The organism is Psychrobacter glacincola (assembly GCF_904846075.1).
GTDB classification, from domain to species: Bacteria; Pseudomonadota; Gammaproteobacteria; order Pseudomonadales; family Moraxellaceae; genus Psychrobacter; species Psychrobacter glacincola_C.
Map to the genome: position 1 here is coordinate 506,956 of NZ_CAJGZH010000001.1, position 23,655 is coordinate 530,610.

Genomic DNA, 23,655 nt, shown 5'->3' on the forward strand with positions numbered 1-23,655 from the left:
GTCAATCAAAAGTTATCCTTATAAATATCACTCGTTATGCTGTGGTTCAGTATTGATGCTTATAAAAGTCAGTGTTCATAACAATCTACTTGCGGTGCTAGGGCGTTTCCTTATTTTAAAAATGGTGATAAAAATGAGATAAATTACCGTCAAACAAGGAAAGTAGCGCAAATAATATCGAGATATTAACAAGCTATTTGATGATGTTTGGCAAAATTTAGCTATTTCTAGCCCATTCAGAGGTTAATCGATTGAATTGAGGACACGCCCTAGATAAAAATAAAATCATGGTTTATAGTGATAATCGTTTCAGTGCTCATTAATACGCCGATTATTCATGTTAATTGAACGCCACTTTTCCTATTTACATCACCCTGATGCCAAAAGCGATGACAAAAGCGATGACTATAATTGACAAAATTCAAGTAACTACTATGCCAACAAGTGCTATGAATGCCAACAAGCCAGCTCCTACGAGAGCCCGTCAGCCACTGCCTATGCGTAATAACCAGTCTGGATTTACTCTGATCGAGATCATGGTCGTGATTGTAATCTTGGCAATTCTTGCAGGCTTAGTTGTCCCAAAAGTGGTGGGACAAAGTGATAAAGCTCGTGTCAAGACCACTGAAACAGCGCTTGCTACAGTATCCAACGCCCTTGATATGTATAAGGTTGATAATTCGCGCTATCCGACTACCGCACAAGGTCTAGAAGCATTAACCACACCGCCAGCAGAAGCCAAAAACTATCCAGATGGTGGTTATATCAAAGGCGGCTATCCAACAGATGGCTGGGAAAACGAGATGCAATATGTCGCCCCAGGCAGTGAAGGTCGTCCTTATGATTTATTCTCGCTGGGTGCAGATGGCCAGCAAGGCGGCGAAGGTCAAGATGCTGATCTTTATGCCCAATTATAAGCACTAGCTTGACGGGTAATTAAAATATGGGTAGCTAACGATCCCTTACTCAATAGTATGTTTATTGGTGACGGCCGCTCTAAAGCTCTTAAATATCAACCAATAAGACCTTATTGGTTGATATTTTTATATCAGTAAATAAATGGCGTGGCATTCCATAGGTAGTGTCAAACCATCCATTTTTCCAACAAGCTATACGTTTGATACCAGTCATATCGCCCCGCTCATTTGTTATTAAAATCAGCCAGTAGAGGTCATTACTCATGTTTACCAACAAACTCAACTCACAAGCCGTCATTACAAATAAACGAGTCTCTAAGTTGCCTCACGCACTTGCAATCATGAGTACTTCATTGATGATAGGGTTGTCAATGGCATCTATGAGCGCCCAAGCTGCAGGTTTGGGCGAGTTATTTGCTAATAATGGTGCCGAAAAATCGAAGTTTTTGCCTGTCGATAAAGCGTTTCAAGTTATTAGCAGCACCAAAGCCACCTCTAAGGGCACGCGCTTATCTATTAATTTTGATATTACGCCAGGTCATTATGTCTATAAAGATCAGCTTACTCTCAGTTTCCCTAAGGGCGTGAGTGCAACCCCCTTTACTTTTAGTCAGTCGCCAGTCTCCATTGACGACCCAACCTTTGGTAAGGTTCCCGTTTTTACCCAAAAAAATATGGTAGCAACCACGACTCTGACTACTAACAATGGTAAAGGCGCAAAAAATGCACCGATTATCATTGGCTGGCAAGGCTGTGCAAAAGCTGGGCTATGCTATCCGCCAGAGAAAATCAAAACCACGGTTGATATCGCCGTGACACGCAAATAGACCACAAGCCGATCGACTCAAATATTGGTAATAAATAGCATATTAGGTAATAAATAGGTAGCTCTTCATGTCCATCAAGACAATAGAAAAAAAACCATCGCTAACGGTACATCGCTCGTCCAAAAAATCTTATCTACTAGCATTTGCGGTCGCTAGTAGCTCGTTGTTTACAGGACTGGCTGCGATGCCCATGATGACGCACGCGGCAGGGCTGGGTGATTTATTTAGCAGTGATAAAAATGCGGCACAGACGAAGTTTTTACCAGTGGACAAAGCCTTCCAAGTCAGTGATAGCAGTAAAGCTACCAATAATGGCACGCGCTTAGCCATTAATTTTGATATTACGCCTGAGCATTATGTTTATAAAGACCAAATCAAACTGACGCTGCCAGCTGGCGTGACCGCCGCGCCTTTTACCTTTAGTCAAAAGCCAGTGTCAATCGATGATCCGACATTCGGAAAAGTACTGGTGTTTGACCAAGCGAATATGGTGGCGACGACGACCTTGAGCAGTAGTAATGGTAAAAGCGTCAACGATGCCGCCGTGGTGATTGGTTGGCAAGGTTGTGCCAAAGCGGGGCTATGCTATCCACCTGAAAAAATTAAAACGACGATTGATATCGCTGCTGCAACGCCACAAATTGCAGGAAATAGCGCCAGTACTTCTACTCAAGAAGCTGCTAACAACAACAGTCTGACAGATAATGACAACACCGCTGAGTCAAGTGCGACGGTTGCCGATAGTCTTGCAGCAGAGCAAGCGCTGACTGATGACGGGGTGATTGATTATGCGTTGTTGGATGATGAGGCTTTAGATGGAGAGCTTGGCGCTACCAATACGATTTCTGGCGCAGATGAACAAGGCGTCGATGGCACTGCGACAAGTGAAGTTCCTGCGACAATCAACAATACTGTTGCTGGAGATAATGCCACTGATAGCGATCCTTTTGGTCTGGCTTCTCACCCTTGGTTGGCATTGGTATTATTGTTTTTAGCAGGGCTGGGTTTGGCATTGACACCATGCGTACTACCAATGTTGCCAATCGTTGCCAATATCGTTGCCCGTGAGGAAAATCCAACGGTGAAACGCGGTGTTATTCTGACCACCAGTTACGCTATTGGCGTGGCAACGGCTTATGGTATTTTGGGCGCAGTCATCGCCGTGTTTGGTGAATCATTAGGCATTATCGGCTGGCTACAAAACCCCATTATACTGATTGGTTTTGCGATTGTATTTGTCCTACTTGCACTATATATGCTGGGTGTGTTTAGTATCCGCTTACCGAGATTTATTAGTAATAAAATGCAAGGTTTGAGTCAAGCAGGGGATAGCAAGCTGGGTAGTACGGGCGGTAGTTTAATCGCGGGTTTCTTATCTGCGCTCGTAGTATCGCCTTGTGTTTCTGCGCCATTATTTGGGGCGCTGCTTGCCGTATCGACGATTGGTAGTCCACTACTTGGGTTTGCAGCTTTATTTATGCTGGGTTTTGGTTTATCCGCACCACTTATCTTAATTGGTGCCACCCAAGGTAAAATTATGCCGAAAGCGGGCGCGTGGATGAACTGGGTCAAGCAAGGTTTTGCCTTATTGCTCTTTGCCGTTGCTTTATTATTAATTGAGCGCGTCTTTATCTCACCCGTGATGCTAATGGTATGGGCGTTATGGTTTATGGTTGTAGCGATGTGGGCGTGGAGTTGGTTGGGTAAAGGTCGTATGCTGACCCAAGCATTGGGATTAATCGCTGGTATTTGGGCCACCTGTTTAATCATCGGCGCGGCGTTGGGTAACGATGATAGTTTGCATCCGCTGGCATCTTTAAGTGCTGCTCCGATGATGCAGACGACTGGTCAGCCAGCCATGAGTAATACAACAGATAAAACCGTCACAACGCTGACTGAGTTAGATGCCATTATCGCCGCCAACCCTAAAGTGCTTGTCGATGTCACTGCTGAATGGTGTATCGAGTGCCGTATTATGGATAAAAACTTATTTCATAATCGTCCAACGCAGATGCAGGATTGGCAGTTGGTGAGACTGGATATAACAGAAACTACTGACGATTCTAAAGCAATCTTAGCGCGCTATAAATTGTTTGGTCCGCCAGCATTGCTGTATTATCAAGATGGTCAGTTGACCAATCAACAAGTAGGTGAGATTGATCGTCCAGAATTTGAGCAAACGTTGACGATGCTTAATAACTGATATCTTAATAACTGATACTTAACAAAACGAATAAGTCTTTTCTAAAGGCTTAACAATACAAAAGAGCCAATGTACTATTCATACAGTACGTTGGCTCTTTTATTTTTATCAATGGTTACCTGACATCCTGATGCTAAGCATTTGGTTTAGCGTTGATTATTGATATTTACATTGGTATAGGGCAGCGATAACGCTAGTATAGTACACACATTTTCATTACAATAAAGCAACAATGCTGAAGGCGCATTACTCGTTGTAATTGCTGACTTCTATGTCTGAATGTCATTGGGTTTATTTTAGCGATGACGCTAATGGTCATACTCATTATCTTATATACTCTGCTGGCGATAATGTCAGTTAGATAAAGGACACTTATGTTTTCCCATATCACCGCACAGCGCCGCCCTATAACTCTTATTACAGCGCGCAAAAACACTTTATTTCAGACAAGAAAGCATTATTTGAATATTGCTGTTGGTCTAGCGCTAACCTGCTTGACCGTGCAAGTCCAAGCTGCCGATAAAACTCAGAGCGATAATGAGTTACCAGTACCGGAGGCAGCGTTTGAGTTTGAAGATTATCAGGTGTCACAGGATGCCAATACAGCTGCGCAAGATCGCCAAGTAGTCAGTAAAGAATTTATCGCTCAGCAAGCAAAATTGTTTTTTGAATGTACCCAAGTGCAGACCAGTGCCGCACGTTTGGCTTGCTTTGACAAAGTAGCCGAAGAAGGTAAAACACCAAGCTACACCACAACTAAGCAGCCAGTAGATTTGGCAAAAACCTTTCAAAGTACGCTTTCAGGTAATCCGCAAGTTGTTTTTGTAGAAGAAAAATCTACCATTGCTGGTGCTAATAATGCCGCTACTGACTCAGTCGCGCGCGCGCCTGCCACTAATGAAGGTTTAGACACCGTTGGGCTAACGCAAAGAGAAGCACAAGTGTTAGAAAATGTTGGGGTCACTCAAACAGATATCGAAAAATATACACCGCTTAGTTTATCCTATGATCTTGATAAAAACAGTGAGCGTGGAACTTGGACGGTAAGGCCGTACCGACCAACCTATGTATTGCCAGTATTTTATACCTTTGACCCTAACCTAGATCCAAGCACACCGTCACAGGAAACTGAGTCCTTTACTTCTAATGACATACGCAATACTGAACTAAAATTTCAGTTGTCTTTGAAGACCAAAGTTGCCGAAGACTTATTCGATACCAGTGCTGATTTGTGGTTTGGTTATACCCAAGAGTCACATTGGCAAGTTTATAACGAAGACAACTCGCGACCATTCCGTGCCACCGACTATCAGCCTGAAATATTTTTGACTCAGCCAGTGACCGCAGATTTACCTTTTGGTGGTCGTCTTCGTATGCTTGGTGCTGGTGCCATTCATCATTCTAATGGACAAGATGATCCGTTATCACGCTCATGGAACCGTGCTTATCTCATGGCAGGGGCAGAGTGGGGTAAGCTATCAATCGTACCGCGCCTGTGGGCTCGAGTGAATAGTGAAAGCAGCAGCAGTGAAGACAATCCAGATATCGAAGACTACATGGGTTACGGTGATATCAAATTCTTATATGATTTGCCTGATCAACAGAGCTTGAGCGGTACATTGCGCTACAATCCAAGCACCAATAAAGGGGCGGCGCAAGTCGATTATATTTATCCATTATCAGAGAATGTTAATGGCTTTGTTCAGGTTTTCCAAGGCTATGGCGAATCCATCATCGATTATAACCACGAAAATACCTCTATTGGCTTTGGTATCGTACTGAATGATTGGAAAGGTTTCTAATATCAGCGCACATTTTGACAATCGTCCATGCGACTTTTAGCGCCTTATCAAACTGGACTATGGCTGGCAGAGTATCTCGATATACGCTGCCAGTTGTGCCGTGTTTATCGCAGCACGCCACAATCTCAGCTATCTCAAAATTACCTCTTATCAAATATTAGTAGCTTGCCAACGGCTGATTCTATAACGCACTCCCTAAAACCCCTGCCAAACGATCCTTCATTTTTTGCTAATTTGCGCCAGCAATTTAACCACCGTTTTAACAGCGGACTACTTTGCTCGCATTGTCATGACAGTATCGCGTGGTTGCCGAAACCCTTCAATGTTGATATTGCTGCTGGTACGGTTTTATCCATCCAAACGGCGACTTATTATGAGTATCCGCTGCGTCAAGCGATCAGAGCTTTTAAGCATCATGAAGACATGACCAAATTGCCGTTATTGTTACATGCTATACGTCAGCTACCACGTCCTCATGGTTGTCATCATGATAATAGCGTGATTGTCGCCATGCCAACAACCGAGCAACGACTGCTCAAACGTGGCTTCGATCCTGTCAGTATTTTATCGGCGCAATTGTCTAAGCATTGGCAGATACCTTTATGGCATGGTGTAAAGCGTATTGACGACACTGTCAGTCAGCAAGGGCTTACACGTGCTGAGCGCCTGAGTAATCTAGACAATGCTTTTGTTTTAATCGAAAAGCCTCCTGTGAAACGCTTATTATTGTTTGATGATGTTGCGACCACGGGTGCCAGTTTACAAGCATTAGGACGTACACTGCTTACCTCGGCTGAGACAGTCACCATGTCAGATATTCAAGCCAATCATAAATACCATCTTTCTGCCTATGCTGTGGCGCATGGAAATCAGTCTTAAAATCTGTTCCCCTCTATTGATAATCACTAATATGTTGCTAATATATTGCCTTAACGCTATATTATTAAAATAATATATGTTTATTTGTTATTAATTCCTAAGATATTGTGCTTATCACTCAATAGCATTGCTTATAAAATGATATTTTCTAAATAGCTTGCATAACTGTTATGGCTATTGTTTTTTCTATGCAAAACTTTTGTTAAATATTATGGAACATAAATTGCAGCATTTTGATTTAATAACAATAAAAAGACTGGCAAAAATGATACGAAAATATGAATTCATTGTTGATGTTTTTAGTCCAGTATTGGTATTAGACAAACAATAGTTATTATAAAATTGCCGTTATAAATAGGGATTTGATGTGAACGCATCTACAAACAATCTACCACTTACGCTACGAATAACCAACTCAGGATTTACCCTGATTGAACTGATGGTAACGATTGCAGTATTGGCTATTATTGTCGGTATTGCTGCGCCTAGTATTAGTACTCAGCTTGCCAATCAGCGAGTCAAATCGACAACAGCTACACTTGCTAATGCGTTAAAGGAAGCAAAAAACGAAAGTTTGATTCGTCGTCAACCCATTACTTTAATCTATAAGGATAGTAGTAATCCCAAAGTGATAAATATTACTAATGCAGATTCGGCGATAATAGCAAGCTACCGTTACGATAGTAAGAGCATTATTAAATCTTCTAAAACCAGTATTAAGTTTGAACCTAGCAAGCGTGTTGATGCGGCAGTTACCTATACTATATGTGATGCAAAGACATCGACTATACCCAAAAAGGTTAATGTCAGTAAACTTGCTAACATCGATATAGACGGGAGTGTCATGCTAACAAATAAATTAACTCATCAGCGTGGTGTTGGTTTGATAGAGGTGTTAGTCGCCGTATTATTGCTATCTGTTGCAGTATTAGGCTTTAGCGCACTACAAGTACGAGCCGTCAGTGCAACAGATGAAAGTCTTGTACGAACTAAGTCTTTAACGGTGGTTCGTAACTTGGCTGAAGTAATGCGTGCTTATCCTGAGGCTTATGTTACTGGTAGCGGTACAACCTTTACTAGTTCTGCTTCAGATGTTTCGGGGCAACACCAACTATACAAGCTGTTATGAGTAGCCCAGCTACTAATACGGTCACTGTTTCTAGTAACAAAACCAAGGCTGATGGGACGATTGTTAAGGATACCAAAACAATTTCGATCTTGGCTTCAGGTGCCAATTGTCTCTCTACAGAAGTTGAAACAGTCAGTGGTAAAAAGATACCAAAACAACCCTGTAGTATAGATCAGCTTGCTGCTCGAGATGCCTTGATGGTCAAAAAAATAGCGGCTGATGAAGAGATTAAGCTTGCGATTACGACATGTCCAGGTACATCAGCAGAAGCTATTCAACAGCAGATGTGTATCGTTACTGCATGGAACGATACAAAAGCTATTATGAGTGATAGCGATACAAAGGCTTGCGCGACAAATAATGGGGTATATAAAACTGGCAGTCACTGTCTGATATCGGAGGCTTACTAATGATTGAGCAAAACCAAACAAGTCATCATCAGCTTAACCGTTATCCAGCAGCTGTATCAGGCTTCACACTTATTGAGCTTATGATTTCTTTAGTACTGGGCCTACTCATTTCTGCTGCAGTCATGCAAGTGTATTTAATCAATACTCGAACCATCACAGTGCAGCAGAGTGCATCAGAAGTACAAGACAGTACTATTTTCGCCATGCAAGCATTGGAAGATCATATTCGAATTACTAACTTAGGTAATCCCATTACTAGTATTAATGATAAAACCAATCATGGTGGTGTGGTTTTAACAAAAAGTAATTTAGGTAGTGGTAATACCACTGATGTTAAGTATTTTACGGCTAGCACTGGCAGTACAGATTGGACTGGGTTATCTAATATAGACAGTATTGGCAGTGATCAACTGACTATCCAATATAAAAATATCACTCCAAATCTATTATATGATTGTGAAGGAACTGAAGTGGCAGCCAACAGCAATGATTGGGTTGTTGAACGTTACTTCATACGTTCATCTGGCAATACAACAGGGGAGCTTGCTCTAGCTTGTGATGCTGGACGCGTTAATGATACTGGTATTGTTACTTCTGCTTTCACTGGCAGTGGTGAGATTATCGTACCCACGATAGAACAATTTAAGGTGCTACTAGGTACTCAGACAGGTGTCGATGAATTAACCTACTTGCCAGCTAAGACATACTTAGAGTTGACAGATAAACCGTCGATTACCACTGTCAAGATCGGTGTTATTGTCCGCAGTGATACGCCTTTAATAGCAGATGCTGATAAAGAAACATTTACCCTTCTTGGTAAAGAGCAAACACTGAAAGCTGACAGTACACGTAAGAAATACTATCGCCGTAGTTATGAGTCAACCGTTTTGTTACGTAATGCTCGTGTCATGGCTTTGACGGGCGTCTCGGCTAGTAAATAGTTGTGCAACATTATAAGAAGAGAATAATATGTCAAATACTCAGCAGTCTTATTATCCAAGAGTGTCTCTGTCCAGTCAGCAAGGCGCAGTATTGATCGTGGTATTACTGTTTTTAGTATTGATCATATTAGCGGGCGTTATCGCTGTTAAGCAAAGTACGACTGACCTGCGACTAGCCACCAGTGACCAAATCAATACCTTGCTATTACAGTCAGCAGATAACGCCAATCAGAATATTGAACAAAGTATAAATGGCAGTAGTAGTGCTAGTATTTATGACGATATGCTGTCACGTAGTGGCCCGTTTGGGCACTTCATCTTAGATACCAGTAGCACCAACCATGAATATGTTTTTGTTTCCGTCCTCGTAGTCGGTTTTTTGACATTAATAAGACAACTATTACTGTACCTGGTGGGGTAATATACTAGGCGCTGGCAAAGGCTATTGTAATCCTGCTAAATCTGCTGATTATGTCAGCGAACGTAATGCGAGCATGACCCAAGTAAATATATCACTGACACCACCAAGTGCTAGCAATGAAGCATTTGGTAGTTATACGATTGGTCAAGACAGTGGCACAATTTCCAGTCAAGCGTTTATGTTTGATATCAACAGCACTTCTGTATTACCTGCTTATGCTGATCCAAAGGTTAATGGTAAAGATTGTTTTGAGCAGACTAGTAAAGTCGATAGCGTTAGCAATAAAGACAACACTATTGGTGGTTGCATGATAAAAGCTGGTGTTCCCAGTAAAGTCTTGTATGAAAAGGCTAATGTAGAGAATAAATCAGAGCGTACACAGTGTGTTGACTTTGGTAAAGGCAGTGGCCTACGTTGTACGCTTCCTTCTACCTAATAATCGTCACTAGCAACTATTTTATAGACAAAAAATCTGTGCAGCTGACCATCGGGATATGATTGACATATGGTTAGCAAATTGAATTGACACATATAAGGAATAGGTCATGCAACATGTATATAGCAAAAGGTCTAACCGACAGTCATGGCCTATCAAAGCTTTAGCGATAGCGGTGGTCATAGGGCTGACTGGTACGGTGACTCAAGCCGCTACTGTCAATAGAAAGCCGATAGGTGACTTGGAGATTTATGCACCAGCCAAACCAGGCACCGCGACCATCTTTATGATGTTGGATACCTCAGGTAGTATGGGTGATGGTTTCATAGACGATGATTATGGAAACTCGTTTCGGAATTGTAGTACCAGTTCCGTGAGTTCAGAAAAAATCAATGCGGTTATCTATAAGCGTAAACTTGATCCATCTGCTGAAGACGGGTTACTTCGAGATGTAGATGGTAATACGGTTAAAGACTTCCAAAATAAATACGCGACCATCAGTTTCACGCCTAGTGGTTGTACTGTCAATCGTGTGACAAGATATTCTAGATTGGTGCGTTTACAAATAGCCCTTATTGAATTGTTAGCAGATGATGTCTATAAATCAGATAATAGTTTAAAAGACACTGGTTCATTAGCGGACGACTATGAAATAGGCTTAGGTAACTATAGCTATAAAGGAGATGGTCGCTCAGGCGTGGTTGTTGTACCGACTAAAGCACTGACAGCTGAACAACGTGCCAAATTGATTGAATCAACGAAGGATTTACAAGCAACCGGTGGTACACCAACCTCACATGCTCTAGCAGAATCTGGGGCTTATATGATGGGTACTACAACGGCACCTGACATAAAAATCGTTGGTGAGCGTGGCGTAAGTGGAAACTACTACCAGTACCGTAAATGTGAAAAAAACGCCAATTCACTATCACTTGACACTGGTCTCAATAAATACGTCTATACGTGTAGTACTTGGGGTTCTTGGTCATGGGACCAATCTATCTTGCCCAGTTATGATTCTACAGTCAATACTGGTTATTACGACCGTCTTTATTATCAAGGTAGCGACAATAGAGATAGCGGTTTCAATGACTCAGTAGAGACAGCCAAAACTCAAGATAAAAATAGCTATAAGTCTCCTTTAAACCCAAAAGAATGTAGTGGAAATGGCATCTATCTGTTAACGGATGGTGAGCCGAATGGTAGTAGCAACGATAGATCGAAAACATTAATGAATACCTCATTATTAGGGGCTACATCACCATTGTCAGTCAGTAGTTGTAATGGTCTATCTGGTGGTAGCAGCAACGGTGCTTGGGGGTGTATGGCTGACTATGCAGAAATATTACGTAACCCAGCCAATAACCCTCTTGGGTTGCCGATAAAAACCGCCACTGTTGGTTTTGGTAAAGCCTTTGATGGACTGACAGGCAAACGCTCTATCGTTATCGATGGAAAAACGAAAGAAGTCACAGACTGTGATAGTGGTAGAAGTGTAAACGCGAATACTCGGAATTTATGTAAACTGGGTGAGCGTAAAGGTGACAATGAAGTCAAAACCTTTGGTGATGGCGGTTTTTACTATACCGAAGAGTCAGCAGATATTGCTGCCAGTATTGTTGATTTTGCCTCAGGCTTGGTACAGATAATCAATACGGCACCTTCAGGTACTATTACTATTCCAGAGGATCCTTATCGCGCTGCAAACCAACTACCCTATGCCTATCTACCGATGCTCGATCCTAGTATTGCTTCAGCATCCAGTATTTGGAGAGGCAATCTTAAGAAGTATGAGCTGAATAAAGGCACGCTATTTGGTAATAGCAGCAAACTGCTATACAAAGATGTCGCAGGTAACCTTGATGAGAAAACTCAAGATCTATGGCAAACTGCTGATTTCAAAGTAGAAGGCAGTATAGCCAACAATAATATTACCGCTGGTGGTGTTTATGCGCAATTGCGTACACCAAGCTCAAGCCTTGGTAGTGTTCGTAGCCTTTATGTTGAGGACTATACTTCGAGTGGTAATACCACACCGATTTTACGTAAATTGAGTGTGGATAGTAGCGGTAAGCCTCAAGGGTTTGACAAGCTAATAGATACAGGAGCGTACAGTCAGCTAAATCAACGCCGCTTACTGAGCTTTCTAGGTTTTACCAGTGTATTAACCAATGATGGACAGCCCACCTCCACGACAGAGGTGAAAAATTTAGTCCTGACTCGTCCAACGAATGAAACTAAAGTTTTGGGCGGGGTGGTACATTCTAAGCCTGAAGCGATCTCCTATAGCGCTACTTTAGATGATAACGGGCGTATTACTGATACCCGTGATGATTATGTTTTATTTGGTTCTATGGACGGTGCATTGCATTTAGTTGATGCTGATGATGGCAAAGAAGAAGTGGCTATCATCCCGAGGTCTATGTTGATTGCCCAGCCAGAAGCGTTAGTAGATGGTTCGATTAGAGATAGAGTGGGCGAACCTTACTTTGGCGTTGATGCACCGTGGTTGGTGACAACGGATTACAACTTTGATTTGCCTGGAAAGCAGGTCAGAGTAGAAGAGGTAGCAGGTGAGAAAGGTATGTTTGCCTATGGTGGTCTAAGAATGGGCGGTGAGGCTTTTTACGGGATGAATATTAGTAAAAAGCTGAACCAAAAATGCTGTTTACCATTACTAAAGCAGGACTGAGTTCAACCACGACTGCTAAATCTAACACTGTCGGTTTTGAGCGTCTAGGTCAAATTTGGAACAAACCAACATCAGCCAAAATTCGTATGAGTAAGGATGCTGACCCTATCAATGTACTAGTGTTTGGTGGTGGTTATGATATGAAATACGAAGATGATAGCTATGTACCAACAGCTAGTGCGCCTGCGAAAGGTAATGCTATCTATGTGATTAACGCCCAATCAGGTGAACTGATATGGTCGACCAGTGGTGAGTCAGGCGGTACAAAGAATATCAAAACCGACAAGATGATCAATAGTATGGTTGGTGGTATTACTGTACTTGATAGAGACAATGATGGTCTTATGGATCATTTATATGCAGCTGATTTGGGCGGACAAGTATTCCGTGCTGATTTTGAGAATGCCCGTCCTGAAAAATATGGTTTTACTGAAGTGGCCAGTTTCTCAAATAAGCGCGTTACACGAGTGCTTAATGCCGCACCTAGCACTGAAGCATTTAAAAAATATGCGTATCGTTTCTATGATCGCCCCATCGTTAGTTTTTATCGTAATGAAGGGATTAGTGGGCAAACCATTGCTAATAACGGCAAGCTCTTTGCGTTAGTCAACGTTATCTCAGGTAATCGTAGTGCACCTTTATCTACTTTGCGTAACAATAATGACTACGCCAATCGTGTCTACGGCATCATTGACACTGATATTACCAACGCTGATTTATACAAAAGTGGATTTACGCCTGTGACGCAAAATCTAACAGAAGGTGAACTGGTTAACTTAGCGACTACCCTTGGCGCTTCTCCTTCTGAAGCGCAGAAAAATGCTGCCAAGGTAAATATGATCAAAGGAAGTAAACAGGGTTGGTATTATCCGTTGACGAGATTCGATGGATACAACAATGTTAGGCATAATAAAGGCGTTGGTGATAGTGCAGTCATCAACAACTTGCTATACACCACGGTTTATAATCCAGATAAGCAATACGGTACAGTGGCTAGCTGTGCAGCTAAGATATCGGGTGGCTCAGAGCGTCAATTATACTGCCTACCTTATGGTGTTTGTATGGATAGCACTTCAGTATCAGGAACGGGTGGCTATATACCTGCTGGTCAGGGTATTCAGGAATTGACCCTTGGCGCATACGACAAGGACAATACAGACGTCAAAATATTGATAGGTACAACGACCATTACTGATCGTATAGAAGAAGCTAATCGTGCAGGGTACGGTTTGGATGGTATAAAGAACGATAGTAATATCAAAGACTTGTACCCAGGGGAGCCGAGTCGTCCTACACAGGCAACAGGTGATGGTACGGCTGCTGAGTTTTTATTCAATGAGCGCTATACTCTACAACCGCGAGCATGGTATGAAAGAAAGTAACAGCGTTAGTAGTGTAGTGATAAATGTATATATAAGCTTGCTAAGTAATACTCTTAGAGTCATTAAAAGTAAATGATTCTACTCGCACTCACAACAGGACACCGCGTATGACCAAGTCGCCCATCAATAAGACATTAAGTACGGTAGCGCATAGCGGTGTGCGAGGCTTTACGCTTATAGAGCTGATGATTGTCATTTTTATTGTCAGTATACTGGCTGCCATCGCTGTTCCAAGCTATCGTCAATATGCCATCTTGAATGCTGAGCGTGATGTGCAAGCAAAAATGTTGCAGACACAGATAGAGCTTGAGCGCTGGCGTTCGAGAGCGTTGAGCTATCAAGGTTTTAGACCACAAGTCATTAGTAATAATATAGCGGCTTATCGTTATGATGAAAATGATAATAAGACTATCTATGTACCAGACGGTAGTGATGCAAGCAATTATCGCTATAAAATTGCACTGGTTGACGGTGGTGACACGAGTAAATCCCTTGTGACAACTGCCTCAGCTGGTAGTGTGGATAGCATTACTGGTCGTCGATGGAAAATGTTAGCCACACCGAACAGTTCGGGGATTACGAAAGGTGCCAATTATATCGTATTGACCAGTACAGGCCTGCATTGTCAAAATATCAGCAGTATTGATATTGCAGCGACTGACTGTGGTGCTGGACAGGAGACGTGGTAATGCTAGCAAATTTTAATAAATGTCATTCATTGTGGAAAAATAAACAGGTGTATCAGCAAGGCTTTACTCTGGTTGAGGTCATGATTGTCGTCGCTATCTTAGGCATACTCGCTGCCATCGCCTATCCAAACTATCAGCGCTATGTCATAAAGTCTAAACGCACGGATATGATGAGTGAGCTACATAATGTCGCGGCCGAGATTCAAAGCCGTAAACTGATCCAAGGTAGTTATAGCAATGCTTTAACTACTGGGCTGGGTGGGGACTTTCCCAAACAAGGTAATGCGCTATATACCATTACCTTTACGCCGAATCCGCTCACCTCAGAGTGGCGCATCATAGCCACACCAAAAGCTGGCAGCCAAATGGCAAATGATGGAACGCTCAGTCTTAATTATCAGAACACTAAGTGTCGCGGCAGCGTTTGCGGCACTGGCAATAACTGGAATGATTAGAAAAATATCTTTAATGTAAATAAGGCTGACAAAAATTGTCAGTAAGACTTACTTTTACTACCTATAATAGGTGAACTGACAATTTTCAGTAGGGTAAGCGTAACATTATCTGTCAGTTACTATTAAAGTCATCATTTATTATGCAAAAATAGTAATAATAATCGAGTACTTAGCACGCATGTATATTATAGCCATTAATTTTGGCACGTTATATGCAATATCTATTACAAGAGAGACAAACATATTATATTACTAAAGATAAAATGCGGCTGTATCAACAACAGCCATTTATCTTTATATACCCTAAAGGAGTTCATATGAACACTGCTCAAAAAGGTTTTACCTTAATCGAATTAATGATCGTCATCGCCATTATCGGTATTCTAGCTGCGATCGCTATTCCTCAGTATCAGAACTATATTGCTAAGTCGCAAGTATCTGTCGGATTAGCTGACATAACTGCGGGCAAAATAAATACCGAATCGCAGCTTGCGGAAGGTATAGATGCAGATATTAGTACTGCAGAGGCAGTTGGCTTACCAGCAGATTCAACAGCATGTTCTGCAATTACTGCAGCAGTTACTGCAGCAGATGGTTCTGCAGAGCTAGAATGTACATTACAAGGAACTTCCCAGATCAGTGGTGAATCTATCACATGGACTCGTACTGCAGATGCTCCTGGAGCTAGTGGAGTATGGACTTGTACTACAACCGTTGATGATAAGTTATCACCTAAAGCTTGTATCTAAAATATAGTGATTTTGTTATAGATATATTATTTATAAATAATTAAAGCCAAACATATATGTTTGGCTTTTTTATTGTCTATTAAATATATTAAACCATAATGACATCATGCATGCACTAATAGATATATGACCTTGGAGCTATTGCCACTATGAACTTAACTTTGAATTCTCATTCTGATTCGCAGTCTGGTTTCACGTCAATAGAGCTAATGATAGTGATTGCGATAATTGGTATTCTTGCTGCGATAGCTACTATAAGCTATCAGACGCAAGTTAGACAATCTCAATTAGCCTCTATACATCATGAACTAAATCAATTTCGATTACCGTATCAGATATTGGCAGATCAGGGAGCAGGAGTGATAGGTTATTCACATACAGAGATGAATATACGAGCGAAGACGAATTATTGTCAATTCAGCGTTACAGCACCCAATACTGGTGCTAAAACTGAAAATGCAGTCATTTGTCAAATACAAAATTTAAATTATGTGCAAGGTGAGACTCTTAGCCTTGATCGTAACGCTGATGGAGTTTGGCAATGTAGAGCTTCAGCAGGTATTTCAAATAAATATTTACCTTGGGCATGCCAGTAAATTTTATCAAGATAATATATAAAATTACCAGCAATAAGAAATCGACATAGTAGCATATCGCTATTAGGTCGATTTTTATTATCTCAAAAAATTAAGTGCTTTAATAAAAGCCTTACTTCTCTAAATATTGAATCTTACCTTCCACACCATCCCACTTTTCAGCTTCTGGCAATTGACCTTTCATTTCAGTGATGTTTGGCCATTTTTGCGCCAGCTCTTCGTTTAGCTGCGTGAACATCTCTTGTCCTTTTGGTACTTCATCTTCTGAGAAGATGGCATTGGCAGGGCATTCAGGCTCGCATAGCGCGCAGTCGATGCACTCATCAGGGTCGATGACGAGGAAATTCGGGCCTTCATAAAAGCAGTCCACAGGACAGACTTCCACACAGTCGGTGTATTTGCAAAGAATGCAGTTATCTGTAACGACAAAGGTCATAGTGAGGTCTACCTGTTATTGGATTGGCTGATATAGTTCATCCCTTTTAAAAGAGTTACTGTGCTCACCGCGCGTGAAGTATTATTGATACATCTGCACTTGGTTGCCATGATTTTCTTTTAAAGTGAATCAACGATAAGGGCTACATAGAATAGTTGGAAAATAAGGCACATTTTAACGCCTTTACGACTAATTGACAATTCCCTTTAATGACTAATGATTTTCTTCAAATGATAGAGCAAATCATGGGCTTGCTTTGGCGTTAAGGTATCAGGATTAATTGCATTTAGTTCATCTTGTAAGCTAAACAAATGATTTTGTTGTGGAATATTACCTGATTTTTGAGTTTGAGTAGTATTACTGATACTTACACCTTCTACTTTACTCTCATGATTTTGCAGCTGTTTATCGTTTAACGACTTAGCTAATTCATTTTTGTCATCAACGGTTCTTACGCTTTCTGCCTTAATAGGGTCTAATTTTAAGTTATCTGCTAAGTAGCGCTTGGCATCATCCAGTACTTGGGTAGGAATCCCTGCCATTTTTGCTACATGCAGACCAAAGCTAGAACTTGCGGCACCATCTTTGATTTGATGCAGTAGGAGCAGCTGACCATCGATTTCACTGGCGGCGACATGGACGTTGCGGATAAGTTTGTCATTGCTGCCACTGCTTTCTTTATAGTCTTCCGCCAATTTTGTCAGTTCAAAGTAGTGGGTGGCAAATAATGTCAGGCAGCCAATCTCGACCAATCGATTAACGCAAGCATGAGCAATGGCTAAACCGTCAGTGGTCGCTGTGCCGCGTCCGACTTCATCCATCAGTACCAGCGATTTATTGGTTGCTTGATTGAGAATATTAGCCGTCTCAATCATCTCAACCATAAAGGTTGATTTACCGCCTGCTAAGTCATCGGCTGAGCCAATACGGGTAAAGATACGGTCGATATCACCAATATGTGCACGCGCTGCAGGCACAAAGCTGCCGCAATGAGCGAGCAGGACAATCAATGCGGTTTGGCGCATATAGGTTGATTTACCACCCATATTAGGACCAGTAATCATTAGTAGGCGCTCAGGGTTTTCATCACTGCCTAGTGCACAATCATTAGCGACAAAATGGCTGCTATGCTTGGCAGGAGTATTGCTGTGGGTATGAATAGGGTTTAGTGCGGCTTCGACGACGACATGACGACCTGCTTTGATATCGATACTGGTTTGACTGCCAGTATTGGAGCTATCTGTATTCTCTGAATTATTATTCATGACTGGGCGCTGCCAGTTATAAATAGTTGCAAGCTGTGCCCAATTACTGAGCACATCTATTTGCGCAACCGCAGCGCTTAGTTGTTGCAGTTCGGCTAAATGGTTGCTGAGTTCAGTTAAGAGTTCGTGATATAGCTGCTTTTCACGAGTCTATGCTAAGCTTTGCGCGCTCAGATATTCTGTCTCAACTTCTTTTAGCTTATCAGTGATAAATCGCTCACTGCTTTTCAGCGTTTGCCGACGAATAAAATGCGTCGGTGCATTTTTTGCCTGCATTTTAGGCAGTTCAAAATAAAAGCCGCTCACTTTATTAAAACCTACTTTTAGACTGGGTAATTGGCTCTCTAAACGCGCGCGTTCCACCATTTCATCCAAGGTTACTTGGATATTGTCATGTAAATGAGTCAGGCGATCAAACTCAGCATCATAGCCCGCTGCTAGCATGCCGCCATCACGAATATGGGCAGGTGGTTCTGCAATAATAGCGCGCTCAATCAGCTCAGCGACGGACTGTATGGCAGGTAACTGCGCAGGCAATTGCTGCATTAGCATCGGCAACAGTCCTGCTTGCTCATGGCGAATCCCTGCATTCGTCAGTAGCGTCGTAAGCTGGGCGCTACTAGCAATACCCTCAGCAAGTTTACGCAAATCACGTGGTTTGGCGCTCATCAGTCCGATACGGCTACTAATACGTTCCATATCCCCGATAGCGTTTAAGGTTTCGCGCAAGCTGGTAACTAATGAGATATTTTCCGAGCTTTGCTCAGACTGTTTATCAGTATTTAACAAACGGGTTATCGAATCTAAGCGCAAATTGATACGCGCATGCTGACGTAGTGGGCGTTTCATTTGCTGTACCAGTAGGCGGCGACCCATCGGCGTTTGACAATGATTGAGCACTGATATCAATGACGTGCCGTTGCTACTAACGGGGGTAAATAGCTCAAGATTTTGCTGACTGTTGGCATCAATAATTAAATAATCGTCACTGTACTCAACGATCAGCTGATTGAGCTGTGGTACATGGCGCTGCTGAGTTTGCCGCGCATAATGTATCAATGCTGCACAGCTAGATTGGGCAAGAAGTGCGTCATTGATTCCTAGTCCATCAAGGCGCTGCACGTCAAACTGCTGGCAAAGGGTTGCGCTGGCATGCTCACGGTGGAAGTCATTTGCCGCCACTTCGATAATCGGACAGTCGAGATGTTGACGTAGCCACAGCATCCAATCTTCGCCGATACGGTCGTTAAGTGCTTCGCTAATGATACATTCACTAGGCAAAAAGCGTGCCAGTACCGTCAACATTTGCGTTTGCAAATTTTTGATATCATCAGGGCTGTTATTATAGCTGACGCTTAGTGTTTGCGTCGTTAGTGTTCCAGCAGCTAAATCCATTTGGCTAATGGCAGCTTGCACAGGTTGTTTGCTGTTCGATTTAGGTATCTCGATATCAATGGCGACCACAGTTGGCGTATGATTGGGCGCAATTAAAGCATCATCAGTAATTGTCCCTGCGGTCAGGGTTTTAACCACTTCACGGCGCATAATACTGCCAGCAGCAGATTTGCTTTTATCTTTTTTCTGCTTATCGCCCATCGTCAGAGCATTGGACGGGTTATTCGTGTTGTCAGTGCCAGTGGCTGATTCGTCAATTTGCTCACACACAACGACGGTTTGCCCAGCAGCTATCAACCTTGCCATGTAGCTATCGGCCGCATGAAAAGGCACACCTGCCATGGCAATGGTATTGCCCGCTTTATCCGTACCACGGCGAGTCAAGGTGATGTCTAATATTTGTGCCGCGCGCTTGGCATCATCAAAAAATAACTCATAAAAATCACCCATGCGGTACAGCAGTAACGCTTGTGGATAGTTGGCTTTCATGGTTAGATATTGCACCATCATCGGCGTATGATCTGCCAAGTGATAAACGGCATCGCCTACCATCAACTGATCGGAGGTCAAAGGTGTCGCGGTCTGTTGTTTTGATATTGCGTACTTCGACGGAGTAGTTTTTTCGGCGTTAAGGTTTTGAGTGGATGGCTTAGCGGTCATGCAGAGTCTCTTATAATGCTTAAATGGGCTTTTAGTCAGCTGGCGTTAAATGGACGACGGTATATACAGATCAGCGTAAAAAAACAGATGAGAAAAACACTCGCTTATGAGTGGTTAATTTGCAAGATTCTGGTTGATTTTTACCAAAATAGCTTTATTAAAGGGTCATCATAGCGCGCAAATTTAGCAGTCGAAAAACTAAGAAGTGTGAAAGTGTAATTACTATTTTAGCACGTCCTGCCGCGCTTTTACGTCGGCAAATATCTACTCGCTGCCCTTGTATCCATCGGCGTCATAACCATATATAATGACGTCACACTTAATTGGGCGATACTTCATTAGGCGACACTTCATTGGGCAGTACCTTATTAATCAGTACTTTGTTAAGAGGTGCTTTGTTAACAAAAGGTACTTAGTCAGGTGATGACTGTAATGACAAGGCGGCAGCGGGCGAAGCTTTGGCTAATGCGCACTAATTATCGAATATTTCCATAGGTCAAAAAATTATGTTATCAAAGATTATAGGCAGTGTGGTTGGCACTAAAAATGACCGCGAATTAAAGCGCATGCGCAAAGTGGTCAGCAAAATCAACGCACAAGAGGCTGCGGTACAAGCCCTGTCTGATGAGCAATTACAACAAAAAACCGAAGAGTTTAAAGCAAGGCACCAACAAGGTGAAAGCTTAGATGCACTACTACCAGAAGCGTTTGCCGTCTGCCGTGAAGCGTCATTACGCGTCAATGGCATGCGTCATTATGATGTGCAGCTGATCGGTGGTATCACCTTGCACGAAGGCAAAATCGCTGAGATGAAAACGGGCGAAGGTAAAACCCTGATGGGTACTTTGGCGATGTACCTCAATGCGATCAGCGGCAAGGGCGTGCATTTGGTTACGGTCAACGATTATTTGGCGGCACGTGATGCTGAATTGAACCGTCCATTATTTGGCTTTTTAGGCATGACCGTCGGTGTCATTTATTCACAACAACCGCCGCAAGAAAAAATCGACGCTTATCAAGCGGATATTACTTACGGTACCAATAACGAATATGGCTTTGATTATCTGCGCGATAACATGGTCTTTAGTTTAAAAGAGAAAAAGCAGCGTCCATTAAACTTCTGTATTATCGATGAAATTGACTCTATTTTAATCGATGAGGCTCGTACGCCGCTAATTATCTCAGGTCAAGCCGAAGATTCTTCACGTATGTACGCGCTGATTAATACCATTATCCCTGTGCTGATTCGCTCAAAAGACGAAGAGGCCAATAAGAATAATGAAGAAGAAGATTTCTGGATTGATGAAAAAAATCGTCAAATCGAAATCAGTGAAAAAGGCTATGAAAAAATTGAGCGCTTCTTAATCGAAGTCGGTGAGTTGGGTGAAAATGAAAGTTTATACAGTCCAAGCCGTTTGCCATTATTGGCTCACGTACAAGCTGCCATTCGCGCCCATCATGTATTTGTTAAAAACGTCCACTATATCGTCGATGATGGTGAAGTGGTTATCGTTGATGAAAACACGGGTCGTACCATGCCGGGTCGCCGTTGGTCAGAAGGTCTGCATCAAGCGGTAGAAGCCAAAGAAAACGTCGAAATTCAAGCAGAAAACCAAACGCTTGCGACCACGACGTTCCAGAACTACTTCCGTTTGTATGAAAAGTTATCAGGCATGACAGGTACCGCTGATACCGAAGCAGCAGAATTCAAATCAACTTATGACTTAGATGTCATCGTGATTCCAACGCACGAGCCGATTGCTCGTATCGATATGGATGATCAGATTTTCTTAACCAAGCTAGGTAAATACAAAGGTATTATTCGCGAAATTAAAGAAATTCAAGCAAAAGGTGCCCCAGTATTGGTTGGTACGGCGACGATTGAAGCCAGTGAAGAGTTGTCTTATTTGCTCGATCAAGAGGGCGTCAAGCATAACGTCCTCAACGCCAAACAACACGAGCGTGAAGCCGAAATCATCGCGCAGGCAGGTAGTCCAAAGGCTGTGACGATCGCGACCAACATGGCAGGTCGTGGTACCGATATTATCCTTGGTGGTAACTGGCAATCGTTTATTGAAGATATCGATTCGGTAAGTCCTGAAGAAATGGCACGCCTAAAAGCAGAGTGGCAAGTCAAACATGACCAAGTGGTTGCGGCTGGCGGTTTGCATATCATTGGTTCTGAGCGTCACGAATCACGCCGTATCGATAACCAGTTACGTGGTCGTGCTGGTCGTCAGGGCGATCCTGGGATGTCGCGTTTCTTTTTATCGCTCGAAGATGACTTGATGCGTATCTTTGCTGGCGACCGCGTCGTAAATATGATGCGTGCTATGGGACTTAAAGAAGATGAAGCCATTGAGCATAAGATGGTCTCAAAATCAATTGAAAATGCACAAGGTAAAGTAGAAAGCCGCGATTTTGATGCGCGTAAAAATCTGTTGAAATATGATGACGTCGCTAATGAGCAGCGTAAAGTGATCTATGGTCAGCGTGATGACTTGCTAGCAGAGATGGACTTGCTTGAAGCCATTGAGATTATGCACGAAGAAGTTTATAACGCCATGATTAACCAGTTTATTCCACCAGGTTCCATCGATGATCAATGGAATGTTGATGGCTTAGAAGACGAGCTTGAAAATGAATTTAAGATTGCGATGCCGATCAATGATTGGCTCGATGAAGATCGCCGCTTAGATGAAGAAGGCTTACGTGCCAAAATCATCCAAACAGCTATCGATCGCTATCATAGCCGCCGTGAGCAGATGGGCGAAAAAGATGCTGCCCAGCTTGAGCGTCACTTTATGCTACAGAGCTTAGACAAGCATTGGAAAGAGCATTTGACCCAAATGGATCAGCTGCGTAAAGGCATTCATCTGCGTGGTTATGCACAGAAAAACCCTGAGCAAGAGTATAAGCGTGAATCATTTGAGCTGTTCCAAATGATGCTTGGCGCAATTAAATCTGAGACCGTTCAAGATTTATCACGTGTCCATATTCCGACCAAAGAAGAGCTAGAAGCGCTGGAAATACAGCAGCGTGAGAATGCTGCTCATATGCAAATGCAGTTCGAGCATAGTGATATTGATAATATGGATAGCGGTGCTGAAAAAGCCGCCACGCAAAATCGCAATCTTGCTGGTAGTGCGGTCGCAGGTGCTATTGTGGGTAGTGGTAGTAATACCAATGAGGCAGATCCATACGCTGGTATGAATATCAGTCGTAACGCCCCATGCCCTTGTGGTTCAGGTCTTAAGTACAAGCAATGTCATGGTAAAATATAGCATTCATAAGCGAATATTGATAATAAACAGCTAAGCATTGCTGCTTATATATCTTTAATATTCGTTAGTCTCAAAAGCCCTTATCTA

The 23,655-nt window shown here is 42.5% G+C and carries 18 protein-coding genes and 1 pseudogene; 17 read left to right on the forward strand and 2 right to left on the reverse strand.

Going from position 1 to position 23,655, the window contains the following annotated elements; all coding sequences use genetic code 11:
* Positions 1-449: 449 nt before the first annotated feature.
* The 16 genes from gspG (at position 450) to JMW85_RS02325 (ending at position 16,528) form a co-directional block, all read left to right on the forward strand.
* Positions 450-917: a type II secretion system major pseudopilin GspG gene (gene gspG / locus JMW85_RS02250; protein ID WP_201581226.1), complete on the forward strand. Its 468-nt coding sequence runs from the start codon at positions 450-452 to the stop codon at positions 915-917.
* Positions 918-1,180: 263 nt separating this feature from the next.
* Positions 1,181-1,744 (forward strand): protein-disulfide reductase DsbD domain-containing protein, encoded by a 564-nt coding sequence (locus JMW85_RS02255; RefSeq protein WP_201580829.1) that lies wholly within the window; start codon positions 1,181-1,183, stop codon positions 1,742-1,744.
* Positions 1,745-1,811: 67 nt separating this feature from the next.
* Entirely contained in the window at positions 1,812-3,947 is a 2,136-nt protein-coding gene (locus JMW85_RS02260) for a cytochrome c biogenesis protein CcdA (protein ID WP_201580830.1), read from the forward strand.
* Between the two features lie 374 nt (positions 3,948-4,321).
* Positions 4,322-5,749 (forward strand): phospholipase A, encoded by a 1,428-nt coding sequence (locus JMW85_RS02265; RefSeq protein ID WP_055123507.1) that lies wholly within the window; start codon positions 4,322-4,324, stop codon positions 5,747-5,749.
* A gap of 27 nt (positions 5,750-5,776) precedes the next feature.
* Positions 5,777-6,628 (forward strand): ComF family protein, encoded by an 852-nt coding sequence (locus tag JMW85_RS02270; protein ID WP_201580831.1) that lies wholly within the window; start codon positions 5,777-5,779, stop codon positions 6,626-6,628.
* Positions 6,629-6,995: 367 nt separating this feature from the next.
* Positions 6,996-7,757 (forward strand): type IV pilus modification protein PilV, encoded by a 762-nt coding sequence (pilV, locus tag JMW85_RS14130; protein ID WP_227681642.1) that lies wholly within the window; start codon positions 6,996-6,998, stop codon positions 7,755-7,757.
* On the forward strand, positions 7,754-8,167 hold the full coding sequence (locus JMW85_RS02285) for a hypothetical protein (protein WP_201580832.1): 414 nt from the start codon (positions 7,754-7,756) through the stop codon (positions 8,165-8,167). The genes pilV and JMW85_RS02285 overlap by 4 nt, the downstream gene beginning before the upstream one ends.
* Positions 8,167-9,108, forward strand: coding sequence for a PilW family protein (locus JMW85_RS02290; RefSeq protein WP_055123503.1), 942 nt, complete (start codon positions 8,167-8,169; stop codon positions 9,106-9,108). The genes JMW85_RS02285 and JMW85_RS02290 overlap by 1 nt, the downstream gene beginning before the upstream one ends.
* A gap of 28 nt (positions 9,109-9,136) precedes the next feature.
* On the forward strand, positions 9,137-9,529 hold the full coding sequence (locus JMW85_RS14135) for a PilX N-terminal domain-containing pilus assembly protein (RefSeq protein WP_227681643.1): 393 nt from the start codon (positions 9,137-9,139) through the stop codon (positions 9,527-9,529).
* 73 nt (positions 9,530-9,602) lie between these two features.
* A complete protein-coding gene (locus JMW85_RS14140; RefSeq protein WP_227681644.1) occupies positions 9,603-9,965 on the forward strand; it encodes a hypothetical protein in 363 nt (120 codons plus the stop codon).
* A gap of 109 nt (positions 9,966-10,074) precedes the next feature.
* Entirely contained in the window at positions 10,075-12,657 is a 2,583-nt protein-coding gene (locus JMW85_RS02300) for a hypothetical protein (RefSeq protein WP_201580833.1), read from the forward strand.
* Entirely contained in the window at positions 12,627-14,039 is a 1,413-nt protein-coding gene (locus tag JMW85_RS02305) for a hypothetical protein (RefSeq protein WP_201580834.1), read from the forward strand. Before JMW85_RS02300 ends, JMW85_RS02305 begins: the two co-directional genes overlap by 31 nt.
* Before the next feature lie 107 nt (positions 14,040-14,146).
* Positions 14,147-14,728, forward strand: coding sequence for a type IV pilin protein (locus tag JMW85_RS14495; RefSeq protein ID WP_201580835.1), 582 nt, complete (start codon positions 14,147-14,149; stop codon positions 14,726-14,728).
* Positions 14,728-15,183, forward strand: a complete 456-nt coding sequence (locus tag JMW85_RS02315; protein ID WP_201580836.1) for a type IV pilin protein — start codon at positions 14,728-14,730, stop codon at positions 15,181-15,183. Before JMW85_RS14495 ends, JMW85_RS02315 begins: the two co-directional genes overlap by 1 nt.
* A gap of 317 nt (positions 15,184-15,500) precedes the next feature.
* Positions 15,501-15,932 carry a pilin gene (locus tag JMW85_RS02320; RefSeq protein WP_201580837.1) on the forward strand — a complete coding sequence of 144 codons (432 nt, stop codon included), beginning with the start codon at positions 15,501-15,503 and terminating at the stop codon, positions 15,930-15,932.
* Between the two features lie 149 nt (positions 15,933-16,081).
* A complete protein-coding gene (locus JMW85_RS02325) occupies positions 16,082-16,528 on the forward strand; it encodes a pilin (protein WP_201580838.1) in 447 nt (148 codons plus the stop codon).
* A 112-nt stretch (positions 16,529-16,640) separates the two neighbouring features.
* Here the strand turns inward: JMW85_RS02325 and fdxA are convergent, their stop codons facing one another.
* On the reverse strand, positions 16,641-16,964 hold the full coding sequence (gene fdxA, locus JMW85_RS02330) for a ferredoxin FdxA (RefSeq protein ID WP_055123496.1): 324 nt from the start codon (positions 16,962-16,964) through the stop codon (positions 16,641-16,643).
* A gap of 206 nt (positions 16,965-17,170) precedes the next feature.
* Positions 17,171-20,284 (reverse strand): annotated as a pseudogene (mutS, locus tag JMW85_RS02335) (DNA mismatch repair protein MutS).
* 506 nt (positions 20,285-20,790) lie between these two features.
* Between mutS and secA the strand changes: the two are divergent.
* Entirely contained in the window at positions 20,791-23,568 is a 2,778-nt protein-coding gene (gene secA, locus JMW85_RS02340; protein WP_201580839.1) for a preprotein translocase subunit SecA, read from the forward strand.
* Positions 23,569-23,655 lie beyond the last annotated feature (87 nt).